Source organism: Aeromonas sp. A35_P (genome assembly GCF_002259925.1).
Lineage (GTDB): Bacteria > Pseudomonadota > Gammaproteobacteria > Enterobacterales > Aeromonadaceae > Aeromonas > Aeromonas dhakensis.
The window spans coordinates 1-12,163 of record NZ_NEVB01000032.1 but is presented as its reverse complement, the minus strand read 5'-3'; the positions used below and the strand labels follow the sequence as shown (position 1 = coordinate 12,163).

The following is a 12,163-nucleotide window of genomic DNA, read 5'->3' as shown; positions in this document are numbered from 1 at the left end:
CTGCTGCATACAGTGAATGCGGAGCATGGTATCGAGTGGGTAGGGACGACGCCCGTTACCAGCTTTGGGATAGACGGGTTCGATGACCCCCAGCATCCTTGGCCATGGGAGCACAGCCTCCATGCGAGCCAAGAATATCTCTTTACGGGTTTTACGGCGTTTGCCATTGAACTCGCAGTCCGCGAAGGTGAGCTGGTGACTCATGCTGAACCTCATCCCTGATGCCAAGTGGGGTTCATGATCTCACATCAAGGACTTGTTCGCACTTTCCCTAAACAAGAAATTAAAAATTGAGACCCTGTGATTTCCACCAAACTGAAAAGCTGTAGTCAATGTGGGATGATTATTAGTGTGATAGTTTTATGTATATGTACATAATCAAAAACATCCTGCCAGAATTTATTCTGGCGGGATTTTTCTTTATCTCGCCGCCTGATCCACCAGATAGAGGATGCTGTGATAGGGAACGCCGGCGTGCTGGCTAAGCCCCATTTCGCAAGTTCGGCTATTGCTGAAACCCTGACGACAATCGTTGGGTACCTGGGCGGGCAGGCTGGCAAGCGCCGCGGCGTTGAGCTCCGGGGTCATCAGCCCCTTGTCGCCGGCAAAGCCGCAGCACTGGATATGCTCGGGAACTATCACCTCTCGGGCACAGGCGCGGGCCACCGCCAGCATGGTCTCCCCGAGCCCCATGCGCCGGCTGCTGCAGGTGATATGGAGCATCACTGTCTCATCAATGGGGGTCAGCTCAAGGTGGGGCAGCAGGTGTTCCAGCACAAAGGCGGAAGGCTCGAACACCCGCAGGCCCTTGCCGATCGCCCCCGAGAGCAGTCGCTGCACGCAGGGGCTGGTGTCGAGCAGCACGGGCCAGCGCCCCTGCTCGCTTGCCTGCCACAGGGCCTCGGCCAGCTCACTGCGCTTGGCGGCAGCCACCTCGACCATCCCCTTGCTGTCATAGGGCATGCCACAGCAGAGCCCCTCAACTCTCGCCGGCACTATGACCCGGCAACCTGCCTTCTTGAGCAGGGATTGCACCACCTCCGGCAGTGACGGGGCCTTCTCCTGCTGGCCGAATACCCGGCTGGCGCACGACGGCAGATAGACCACAGCGCGCTCGCTGGATCCATCATTGCTCCCCTCCCCTGACGGCCACCGATAGCGGCTCGGCCCCGGCAGTGTGGGCAGCCAGGCGGGCGTACGCTGGCCGCTGATGTTGCGTACCCCGTTCACCAGCCCTGCCAGCGCCTTGTCCCCCAACAGCTTGCCGGCAATGGCTTTGAGGCCGAGGGCCCCACGGGCCGTGCGGGTAACGCCCGCGAAGTGATCGGCGCTCCAGCGGGCGATGGGCACGAAGCGTCGGTATTTGTCAGTACGCAGCTTCTTGATCAGGCTGCCGGTGTTAATGCCTACCGGACAGCGATCGGCGCAGAGCCCGGTCGCGGCGCAGGTGTCGATGCCCTGATAGTCAAACAACCGGGCTAGCTGGTTGGAGGGTTCATCGGCACGATTGCGGCGGGCCAGTTCGCGGTAAAGCACGATACGCTGCCGTGGCGACAGTGACAGGGTGCGCGAGGGGCAGACCGCCTCGCAAAAGCCGCACTCGATGCACGGATCGACGATGGCATCGCTCGCCGGCATGGGCTTGAGGTGGGCCAGGTGGGCCTTGGGGTCGTCGTTGATGATGACGCCAGGATTGAGCAGGCCATCGGGGTCCAGCAGCGCCTTGATGCGGCGCATCAGCGCCATCCCCTCCGGCCCCCATTCCAGCTCCACATAGGGGGCCATGTTGCGGCCGGTGCCATGCTCGGCCTTGAGCGAGCCGCCAAAGCGCACGGCGACCAGCTCGGCCACCGCATCCATAAAGGCGCCGTAGCGGGCCACCTGCGCCGGATCATCAAAGCCCTGGGTAAAGACGAAGTGCAGGTTCCCCTCCAGCGCGTGGCCAAAGATGATGGCTTCACCGTATTCAAAGCGATCGAACAAGGCTTGCAGCCCTGCCACCCCTTCGGCCAGACGCTCGATGGGAAAGGCGACATCCTCGATGATGACGGTGGTGCCTGTGGTGCGCACCGCCCCCACCGCCGGGAAGAGCCCCTTGCGAATGGCCCAGAGGCCGGCGCTGTCGCTAGTAAAGGGCACAGAGGCGACCTGGGCGAACTCGGCGGCCATGGCCATCACCTGCTCGCAGCGATCCACCAGCTCCTCTTTCGATTCCCCATGCACCTCCACAAGCAGGGCGCAGGCCGCCAGGTCCAGGGTCTTGATAAAGTCCGGCAGGCCGGGCTTGCCCGCCACCGAGCGAAGGGAGCGCCCATCCATCAGCTCCACCGCCGCCACCGGCGCGTTTTTCAGGCGTGAGGTGGCCAGACACGCCTGCTCGGCATCCCGAAACACCAGCAGGGCCGAGGCCTTGTGGGGGTATTCGGGCACGGTATCGAGCACCACCTCGGCGATAAAGCCGAGGGTCCCCTCCGAGCCGATCATCAGGTGGGTGAGGATATCGATGGGGTCTTGATGGTCGAGCAGAGCATTGATGGCGTAGCCGGTGGTGTTCTTGAGCCGATACTTGTGGCGAATGTTGGCGGCAAGCTCGGCGTTCGCCAGCACCTCGGCGCGCAGGGCCGCAAGCCCCGTGAGCAGCTCCGGGCGTTTGGCCGCCAAGGCGGCGCGGCTGTGGGGATCGCCGCTGTCCAGCACGGTGCCATCGGCCAGCAGCAGGGTCATGGCATGCAGGGTGTGATAGCTGTTGTGGGCGGTGCCGCAGCACATGCCGCTCGCGTTGTTGGCGGCGATGCCGCCCAGCTTGCAGGCGTTGATGGAGGCGGGATCCGGCCCAATCTTGCGTCCCAGAGGCGCCAGATAGCGGTTGGCATCGGCGCCGATCACCCCGGGTTGCAGGGCAATGCGGACCCCCTCGTCCAGAATGCGGTGGCCGCGCCAGCTGTCGGTCAGGGTAATGAGCACCGAATCGCTCAGGGCCTGGCCCGAGAGGCTGGTACCGGCGGCGCGAAAGGTGCACGGCAGGTTCAATTCACGGCACACCCCCAGCACGAAGCGCACCTCATCCAAAGAGTCGAGGCGCACGATACGCTCGGGCACCAGCCGGTAGAAGCTGGCGTCCGTGCCGTGGGCGAGGCGCAAGTCAGGATCGCTCACCAAGCGATCCGGCGGGATGCGCGAGAGCACGGCGGCATCAAACTGGTTCCAGGGCATCAACAATCCTCCACCAGCACCACCAAGAGGCGGCTCGGGCCGTGGGCGCCGTAGGCCAGGGTCTGCTGGATGTCGGCGGTCTTGGAGGGGCCGGAGACCAGCAGCAGATTGGTGGGCATGGCCTGCTGCCAGCGCCCGGCCTCCACCAGCCCCGCCAGGTTGTCGGCGATGGTGGAGGCCGCCAGCAACGCGATATGGCAGGGAGGCACCAAGGATAAGGTGCGCGGCTCGCCGCCATCCGGCAGCAACACCAGGGTGCCGGTATCGGCGATGGCCCCCGCGCAGTGGGTGATGCCCGCCTGACAAACGTCGAACAGATCGTCTTTCCAGCTGGCGAACTCGCCAGAGGGGGTCAACACAGATCTCCCAGCGCAGACGGCCACGACCGCCGCCTGCCAGCGGCCGCCCTGGCCACAGGCCAGACTCGTCACGCCCTCTTCATCCAGCCAGGCGGTCAGATCCCGGGCAAGGGTTGCCTCCTTGACGGTGAGGATCTCGGCGTGGCTGGCGGTGATCATGCCAACAAAGCGCTCACGCCGCGCCTGTTCATCCTCCCCGCGCCAGGGTTGCCAGCCATGGGGGGCGTGGGCAAGGGGGGTAGCGGCACCACGCAGGCGGCTTAATATGACCTCTTTGCTCGACATCTCAGGACTCCTTCTTCTTCTGGCGCAGCAGGGCGTGCAGGCTCTGGGGGGCGGGTTTGGGGGCTTCGCGGCACTGGGTCCAGGGGCCAAGGTGTTTGGGCATCAAGCCCCGCAGCCGGCCGGCGACACCGGTCGCGGCGTGATAGAGGCGCGGGTGGGTGGCGGCGAAGGCAAAGCCCTGCATGGCGAGGGTCTCGAGCCGACTCTTGGCCGCCCCCTGCCCCGCCAGCGGTTCGTGACCGGGCTCAGCATCGTGTTTGGCCTCCCGGCGCAAGCGCTGCAACAGGTCGGGGATGGGGATGCGTACCGGGCACACCTCGCCGCAGGCGCCGCACAGGCTCGATGCGGTCACCAGATCCTGGGTGCTCTCGAGCCCCAGCAGGTGGGGGGAGATGATCTTGCCGATGGGCCCCGGGTAGATGGTGCCGTAGGCGTGACCGCCGATGCGGGTGTAGACCGGGCAGTGGTTCATGCAGGCGCCGCAGCGGATGCACTGCAATGTCTTGCGCAGCTCCTCGTCCCGGTAAGCCTGGCTGCGACCGTTGTCGAGCAGCACCAGGTGCACCTCGTCCGGGCCATCCAGCTCCCCTGCCCGGCGCGGGCCGCTGATGACGTTGAAGTAGGTGGTGATGGCCTGGCCGGTGGCCGAGCGGGTCAGAGCACTGTAGAGGGGCGGCACGTCGGCTAGAAACTCCACCACCTTCTCGATGCCGGTGATGGCCACGTGCACCTTCGGCACAGTGGTGCACATGCGCCCGTTGCCCTCGTTCTCGACGAGACAGAGGCTGCCGGTCTCGGCCACCGCGAAGTTGACGCCGGAGAGCCCCATGCCGGCGCGGCGAAACTCTTCGCGCAGGGCCCGCCGCCCGGTCTGGATCAGTTCGTCCACGTCGGTAGTGGGGGTGAAGCCTTCCAGATTGCCAGCGAAGGTGTCGCTCACCTCCTGCTTGTTCTTGTGGATGGCGGGCATGATGATATGGGACGGGGTATCGCCGTCGAGCTGGACGATAAACTCCCCCATGTCGCTCTCAAGGCAGCGGATGCCGTGACGCGCCATCTCGTGATTGAAGCCCACCTCCTCGCTCACCATGGACTTGCCCTTCACGATGCTGCTCACCCCGTGTTGCTGGGCGATGCGAAGGATGATGGCGTTGGCCTCGGCCGGCGTCTGGGCCCAGTGCACCCGGATGCCGTTGCGCTCACAGTTGGCTTCGAGCTGCTCCAGCAGTTCCGGCAGGCGCGAGAGACAGCGCTGGCGGATTTGCTCCGCCGCATCGCGCACCGATTCTTCTTCGGCGGGATCGGCGAAGGCGTCGCGGCACTTGCCGCGCAGGTAATCCATGGCGCCACGAAAGTTCTGGCGCAGCACGGGGTCGGCCAGGGCCGCCTCGGCCTGGGGATGGAAGCGGCGCGGCGAATACTTGGCGTGATCACTCATGATGGGCCCCCTGTTTTTGCGCTTGTAAGCCCTGAGCCACCGGCTCGCTGTGGGCGAGCAGGAAGCTGGCCAGGTGCATGGCGGGCAGTGTCTTGCCCTGATAGGCCAGGGAACCCTTGATGTTCAAGAGGCATCCCCAGTCGGCGCTCACCAGGGTGTCGGCGCCGGTGGCCAGCAGGTGGCGGGTCTTGTCTTCGACCATGGCCTGGCTGATGTGGGGATGGCGCACCGAGAAGGTGCCGCCAAAGCCGCAGCACTCGCTCTCGTAGGCCTGCTCATGCAAGGTGACCCCATCGAGCTGACCCAGCAGGGCGCGGGCCCGGCTGTGTACCTGCATCTCGCGCCGGGCCGAGCAGGAGGTGTGCATGACGATGCTCGCCCTCCCCACCCCGTGCCAGCGCACCCGGCAGACCTGGGCCAGAAACTCGGTAAGTTCGAACACCCGCTCGCAAAACGCCGCCACCTCGCGGCGCTCGGGAAAGAGGCGCGCATAGTGGTGGTGCATCATGCCGCCGCAGGATCCCGACAGCACCACCACCGGCCAGGGCTCGGGAAAAAGCGCCATCTGGCTTTGCGCCACCTGGCGCGCCTCCTCTTCATGGCCCGAGGTGTAGGCCGGCTGCCCGCAGCAGGTCTGTTTCTCGACAAAGTGCACCCTTATCCCTTCCCGCTCGAGCAGGGCGATGGCATCGAGCCCCGCCACCGGGTCGAACAGGTCCACCAGACAGGTGGCGTAGAGATAGACATCGGCCGGCTTGGCCGGATAGACCCGCATTACCTTCATCACTTGCTCTCCTTTACTTCAACTGCAGCAGGACGTCCGAGATGTGGAAGCTGTACATGAGCGCCAGTCCGATAAGGCCGGTGGCCAGCAGGTAGTAGAGGGTCGGCAGCGCGGTCTTACGCAGCGTCGCCCCCTCACGGCCGAGCAGCCCCACGGTGGCCGACGCCGCCACCACGTTGTGAATGGCAATCATGTTGCCGGCCGCCGCACCCACGGCCTGCAGCGCCAGCATGGCGGCGGTGGAGACCCCCAGGGTCTGCGCCACCTCGAACTGGAACTGGCTGAACATCATGTTCGACACCGTGTTGGAGCCGGCGATAAAGGCCCCCAGCGCGCCTATGGTGGCGCTCAGGGCCGGGAAAAACTCCCCGACGAGCCCGGCGGCAAAGTTGGCGGTGGTCACCGGCATGCTGGCAAGATCCGCCCCGTTGACGCCGGAGTTGATGAAGATGCGCACCATGGGCACGGTGAAGATGAGCACGAAGCCGGCGCCGATCAGGGTGCGGCTCGACTCGCTCACGGCGCGGCCGAGGGGCGCCAGGGCACGGGCCTGAATAAGGGTGGCAAGCAGGGCGCAGAACACCAGCAGGCCCCCCGGCAGGTAGAGCGGTTCAATGGAAGCGCTGATCCCCTTCTCCCCCAAGAGGTCTGTGAAGACGAGGCTCACCGACAGGAGGCTCGCCTTGAACTCCGGGCTCACCCGGCTCGCCACCAGCAGGAGCGCCAGCGCCACATAGGGGAGCCAGGCCAGCAGCAGCGACATGGGGCGGCCGGCGGACTCTTTGAGATCGAGCTTGAGGGACCCCAGCCACTCGGCGGGCCACTCATGCTCGGGGGCGAAATCCCAGCTGGTTTTGGGCACCAGAAAACCGGCCCGCGCCGCCGTCACCACCAGGGCCAGCCCCACCAGGCCGCCGATAAGGGACGGAAACTCGGGGCCGAGCAGCATGCCGGTCAGGGCATAGGGCATGGTGAAGGCGAGCCCGGCGAAAATCGCGAACGGCAGGATGGCGAGCCCCTCGGTCCAGCTGCGGTTGCGGCCGAAGAAGCGGGTCAGCATCATCACCATCAGCACCGGCATCAGGGTGCCGACGGTGGCGTGGATGAGGGCCACGTTGGTGGTCACCTGTTGCAGGTAGACCTCCCAGCTGCTGCCACCTGCGCTCAGGGTGTGGCCGATGGCCTGGTTATCCAACCCCTTGTTGATGCCCACCAGGATGGGGGTGCCCACCGCGCCGAACGACACCGGGGTGGACTGGATCATCATGCCGAGCAGCACGGCGGCAAGCGCCGGGAAGCCGATGGCCACCAGCAAGGGGGCGGCGATGGCGGCCGGGGTGCCAAAACCGGAGGCTCCTTCGATAAAGGCGCCGAAGCACCAGGCGATGATGATGGCCTGGATGCGCCGGTCCGGCGAGATGTTGGTGAAACCGCCGCGAATGGCGCTGATGGCACCTGTGTGTTTGAGGGTGTTGAGCATCAGGATGGCGCCGAACACGATCCAGAGCACGGTCACCGTGATGATGAGCCCCTGCAGGCTGGAGGCGAGCACCCGGGTCGGGCTCATCTGCCAGCCCCAGAGGGCGATGAATACGGTCAGGATAAAGGCGATGGGCATGGCGCGCTTGGCCGACCAGTTGAGGCCGACCAGCAGCACGGCGGCCACCACGATCGGCGAGAAGGCCACCAGGGCCAACAGGGTGTCTGTCATCATTGCGTCCTTGTCCGAGCGGTGCAGAGGCGCACCTTGTTGTTGTTTTGTTAATCGGACGTGACCTTACCCTGTTCTTTTTTCGTGATATATGGAAATAATGAACAACATTCGTTCCAAAAATCGATAAATATGGCCAGTACCGATGACCTCATTCTCTTCGCCCAGGTGGTGGAAGCCGGCTCCTTCAGCAAGGTGGCCGAGCAAAATTCCCTGACAAATTCAGTGGTTAGCAAACGTATCGGGCGCCTGGAGGAAGAGCTCGGGGTGCAGCTGCTCTATCGCACCACCCGCCGACTCACCCTGAGCGAGGCAGGAAAGGAGCTCTATCAGGGTGCCAAAAATGTGAAGGCCGCCGCACTGGACGCCTTCGACGCCGTGGCGGGATTTGGTGAAAAGGTGAGCGGTCATGTGCGGATGTCGGTGCCCACCATCTCCGGCGAGCTGCTGCTGGCCGACGCGGTGGCCGACTTTTGCCAGCAACACCCCGGGCTCACGGTGGAGATGTCGCTGGAGAATCGCTTCGTCAACCTGGTGGAAGAGGGGTTCGATCTGGTCATTCGCACCGGCTATCTGGATGATTCGAGCCTGATTGCCCGCCACATCCTCGACTCCCAGTGGGTGATCTGCGCCGCCCCCGCCTACGTGCGCCGCTTCGGGGCGCCGCGCGAGCCGTCGGATTTGCTCACCCACAATTGCCTGCGCTACGCCTACCAGAGCACGGGGGCCTCGGAGTGGGCCTTCAAGGGGGAAGAGGGCAACTATCTGCTGTCGGTGTCGGGCAGCTTTTGCACCGACAACGCGGGGGCCCTGCGCAAGGCGGCGCTGGGGGGGCGCGGCATCGTCTATGTGCCGCGCTGCCTGGTCTATCACGATCTGATGAATGGCGAGCTGGTGGATTTGTTTCCGGATCAGGTGGGCAAGAAGCTCGGCATCTACGCCGTCTACCCCTTTACCCGCCAGCCGCCGCGCAAGATCAGGCTGCTGATCGAGCATATCCGCCAGCGCTACCTCGACATCGCCCACTACTTTGGCTGACGGGGGATGGCGCTCATCCTGTATCAACGAGGGGCTTTTTTGACCCGGGCGGCAGCGTTGCCTACCATGGCCCTCCCCTTCAGCGCGCTGGCTCAAGCCACCAGGGCCGCCTCAAGCAGGCGGTTGGCGCCGGCTCAGCCGGGCTGGGCGGTGAGGAAGGCCAACGACTGGCGGTTGAAGTGCTCGGGCCGCTCCACGTTGCAGACGTGGCCGCAGCCGTCGATGATCTCGAGCCGGCTGTAGGGGTCGCGCGCCACCTGCTCGCGCACCGGCGCCAGGAACATGTGATCCTCCTCCCCCATCACATAGAGGGTGGGAATGGGCAGGGCCCGCTCCTTGAAATAGCGCATCAGGGGGTTCACCTCGGTGGCGAGGCGAAACCAGCGCTTGAACTCTTTCTGGCAGAGCTTGCGCGCCTCGCGCACGAACAGGTTGCGCGATTCCTGATGGTGCTGGCGCGGCATGATGATGAAGGCGAACAAGCGGTAGAGCCACATGTAAGGCAGGATATGCTGGCCGAGGCGACCGAGCTGCACCAGCACCCGCGAGCGGATGTCGAGCCGCAAAATGGCGCCGCCCAGCACCATGCTCTTGACCCGCTCGGGACAGAGCTCTGCCAGATGGCGAATGAGGATGGTGCCAAGGGAGATGCCGACGAAGTGGGCGCGGCGAATGTTGAGGTGATCGAGCAGTTGCAGGATATCCTCGGTCACCGCCCGAAAGCTGTAGTGGCCCTTGATCACCTGCTGCAGCTTGTGGGACTGGCCGTGGCCGCGCAAGTCCAGCAGCAGCACGTTGAAGTGTTCGCGATAGGCGCGCAGCTGCTTGAACCAGATGGAGGAGCTGCCGCCCGCCCCATGCACGAAGACTACCCAATCCCGCTCGGGACCTAGCTCGAAGGTCTTGTGATACAGCATCTTGCGACTCCCTCATCAACGGCATTGGGGTATAGTAGGCGCGCATCTTAGCAGATTTTTTCACCCGACTAATACGTTTGCACCGCAAGCAGCCAGGAGCATGACCATGGAGTTGACCCGTTTGAGATCCTTTCTGCTGACCCTGCCGGGCGCTCAGGAGGATACCCCCTTCGGCCCTGAGATCCTGGTCTATCGCATCGCCGGCAAGATGTTTGCCCTGCTGGACTGGCAGGCCGAGCCGCTGCGGCTGAACCTCAAGTGTGAGCCCGAGCTGGCCCTGCTGCTGCGCGAACTGCACCCCGAAGTCAAACCGGGCTGGCACATGAACAAGCAACACTGGAACACGGTCACCTTCAGCGACGACCTGGCCGACGATCTCTGGCAGGGCTGGGTGCATCACTCCTACGAGCGGGTGGTGGCCGGTCTGCCCAAGGCCAAGCGCCCGCAGGCACCCCAGCGATGAGCCCCTTCATGGCAGCAGCGCCCAGGCTCGTCCAGCTGAACGAGCAGCACATCCCCGCCCTTTGCACCCTGTTCGAGCAGTCGGTGCGAAGGATAGGCCCGCAGCACTACAGCCCGCAGCAGGTGGAGCAGTGGGCCCTCGGCGCCCGTCATCCCGGCTTTGTCGGCCAGCTGCGCGAGCACCACGGCTGGGTGCTGGAGCAAAACGGCGAGCCGCTCGGTTTCGTCACCCTGAGCCAGGATGGTCACCTCAGCCTGCTCTATGTGAGCGCCGATCACCCGCGCCTTGGCTATGGCGGCCTGCTGCTGGCCGCGGCCCTCGCCGAGGCGCAACGACTCGGACTCAAACAGCTGACGACGGAGGCCAGCGCCTTCAGCTATGGGCTATTTTTACGGTATGGCTTTGAGCTGACCGGATTGGAGAGCGTGGAGCGCAGCGGTGTCGGTTTTATCCGTTATCGCCTGCACTGTCGCTTGCCAAGCTAGGTCCAGCCACTAAAATACGCACAGTTTTTCCGTATTGTTGAGGATTGAGGCCGCCATGGTTGTAGAAAGCGAAGGCTATATCGCCCTGATTGAGTATCTGGTGGAGAGTCTGGGACTGTTTGAAACCCAGCAACAGAGCAGTGGTGAACAGACCATCGAAGATCTGGTGAGCAGCCGGGTGGCCGGCAACCTGATGGCCATCTGCGAGCAGAATCCGCAGCTCGATCCCAAGTTGCGCTTCGTGATCATGCAGGAAGCCGATGCGGTGGTGGCCGATCTGGAAGAGGTGCTCTCCGCCGTCTGGCTGCGCGCCCCGACCCCGGAGCAGAAAGCCTTCCTCGAAGAGTTCATCGATCTCATCAAGAACCTGTTTGACGGCGCCATCAGCTGAGCGCCGTGGCGAACGCTAGCGTCGCCACTCTCCCACCATTTTTCGCACCGCAGATAATGAAAAGGGCCGCCTTCATTGGCAGCCCTGCTTGCTAGCATTTCAACTCATCAAGTTTTTCAATGACTTTTATGAATTTCGAGGCAAGAAATGTGTCTGGTCTTGGCCGCCGTCCATGGTGGCTACCAAGTTGGGCAAGCCTGGTTCGAATAAGTTCCTCTCCATGACACATTTTTTTATGTTTTTTTTCACGCTTCTGACAAAAACCGATAAAAAGGCCGCAAAGGCGGCCTTTTTCTTTTCACACACAATGACGAGTCACAGATACCCGTCATCTTGCCCTAGCGGTTGAGGCTAGGTGGCAGGCAGACGCCGATGCCGCCCAGACCGCAATACCCTTCCGGATTCTTCTCCAGATATTGCTGATGGTAATCCTCGGCGTAATAGAAGGGGGCCAGCGGCAGGATGCGGGTGGTGATGGCGCGGCCGTCGCCGCTGGCCAGCATCGCCTGCTGATAGGCGGCCAGACTCTGCTGGGCGATGGCCTGCTGGCTCTCGTCGGCATAGAAGATGACAGAGCGATACTGGGTGCCGATGTCACCGCCCTGGCGCATGCCCTGGGCCGGATCGTGCTGCTCCCAGAACAGCTTGAGCAGATCCCCGTAGCCGATCACCTTGGGATCAAACACCACCTGCACCGTCTCGGCATGGCCGGTCAATCCGCTGCACACCTCCTTGTAGGTGGGATTCTGGGTCACCCCACCCTGATAGCCGGCAGCGGTGGAATAAACCCCGGGCTGTTGCCAGAACAGGCGCTCCACACCCCAGAAGCAGCCCATGCCAAACCAGGCCGCCGCCATCCCTTCAGGCCAGGGGCCCTGAGTCGGGTGACCATTGACCGCATGCTGCTGGCCAATCACCATCGCCTCGCGGCGTCCCGGCAGCGCGTCTGCCGGCGAAATAATCTGTTCCATGCACCCTGTCCTTGTATAAAAACCTGTGCGAACGCACAGCTGACGAAAAGGAATATCGAAGATAACAGTTTATGGGCCGGGATCAACCTGAGGCGCACCGCCACACTG

At 63.7% G+C, this 12,163-nt stretch carries 11 protein-coding genes and 1 pseudogene; 4 read left to right on the top strand and 8 right to left on the bottom strand.

What is annotated here, in order from left to right; genetic code table 11:
- The 6 genes and pseudogenes from CAK78_RS02835 to CAK78_RS02810 all read right to left on the bottom strand — a co-directional run.
- Positions 1-204 (bottom strand): annotated as a pseudogene (locus CAK78_RS02835) (IS5/IS1182 family transposase); the annotation flags it as partial.
- Positions 205-420: 216 nt separating this feature from the next.
- Complete coding sequence (locus CAK78_RS02830; protein WP_094696305.1) at positions 421-3,213, bottom strand: FAD-binding and (Fe-S)-binding domain-containing protein; 2,793 nt, start codon at positions 3,211-3,213, stop codon at positions 421-423.
- Positions 3,213-3,857, bottom strand: coding sequence for a LutC/YkgG family protein (locus CAK78_RS02825; RefSeq protein WP_094696304.1), 645 nt, complete (start codon positions 3,855-3,857; stop codon positions 3,213-3,215). The genes CAK78_RS02830 and CAK78_RS02825 overlap by 1 nt, the downstream gene beginning before the upstream one ends.
- 1 nt (position 3,858) lies before the next feature.
- Positions 3,859-5,295 carry a LutB/LldF family L-lactate oxidation iron-sulfur protein gene (locus tag CAK78_RS02820; RefSeq protein ID WP_094696303.1) on the bottom strand — a complete coding sequence of 479 codons (1,437 nt, stop codon included), beginning with the start codon at positions 5,293-5,295 and terminating at the stop codon, positions 3,859-3,861.
- Complete coding sequence (locus tag CAK78_RS02815) at positions 5,288-6,079, bottom strand: (Fe-S)-binding protein (protein ID WP_094696302.1); 792 nt, start codon at positions 6,077-6,079, stop codon at positions 5,288-5,290. The genes CAK78_RS02820 and CAK78_RS02815 overlap by 8 nt, the downstream gene beginning before the upstream one ends.
- Positions 6,080-6,092: 13 nt before the next feature.
- Positions 6,093-7,790 (bottom strand): L-lactate permease, encoded by a 1,698-nt coding sequence (locus tag CAK78_RS02810; RefSeq protein ID WP_094696301.1) that lies wholly within the window; start codon positions 7,788-7,790, stop codon positions 6,093-6,095.
- Between the two features lie 60 nt (positions 7,791-7,850).
- On the opposite strand from CAK78_RS02810, the gene CAK78_RS02805 reads away from it, so the two are divergent.
- Entirely contained in the window at positions 7,851-8,828 is a 978-nt protein-coding gene (locus CAK78_RS02805) for a LysR family transcriptional regulator (RefSeq protein ID WP_094696300.1), read from the top strand.
- A gap of 134 nt (positions 8,829-8,962) precedes the next feature.
- On the opposite strand, the gene CAK78_RS02800 is transcribed toward CAK78_RS02805, so the two are convergent.
- Positions 8,963-9,745, bottom strand: coding sequence for an alpha/beta fold hydrolase (locus tag CAK78_RS02800; protein ID WP_005302068.1), 783 nt, complete (start codon positions 9,743-9,745; stop codon positions 8,963-8,965).
- Positions 9,746-9,851: 106 nt separating this feature from the next.
- Between CAK78_RS02800 and CAK78_RS02795 the strand changes: the two genes are divergently transcribed.
- Genes CAK78_RS02795 through CAK78_RS02785 form a run of 3 tightly spaced genes read left to right on the top strand, consistent with a single transcriptional unit; the run spans position 9,852 to position 11,084 of the window.
- Positions 9,852-10,208, top strand: a complete 357-nt coding sequence (locus CAK78_RS02795; protein WP_005302071.1) for an MmcQ/YjbR family DNA-binding protein — start codon at positions 9,852-9,854, stop codon at positions 10,206-10,208.
- Positions 10,205-10,693 carry a GNAT family N-acetyltransferase gene (locus CAK78_RS02790; RefSeq protein ID WP_094696299.1) on the top strand — a complete coding sequence of 163 codons (489 nt, stop codon included), beginning with the start codon at positions 10,205-10,207 and terminating at the stop codon, positions 10,691-10,693. The genes CAK78_RS02795 and CAK78_RS02790 overlap by 4 nt, the downstream gene beginning before the upstream one ends.
- Before the next feature lie 55 nt (positions 10,694-10,748).
- A complete protein-coding gene (locus tag CAK78_RS02785; protein WP_005302076.1) occupies positions 10,749-11,084 on the top strand; it encodes a DUF3802 family protein in 336 nt (111 codons plus the stop codon).
- Between the two features lie 338 nt (positions 11,085-11,422).
- Here CAK78_RS02785 and msrA read toward each other — a convergent pair whose 3' ends face one another.
- The gene (msrA, locus tag CAK78_RS02780; protein WP_094696298.1) at positions 11,423-12,055 is read right to left on the bottom strand and encodes a peptide-methionine (S)-S-oxide reductase MsrA; all 633 of its coding nucleotides are present in this window, start codon (positions 12,053-12,055) and stop codon (positions 11,423-11,425) included.
- Positions 12,056-12,163 lie beyond the last annotated feature (108 nt).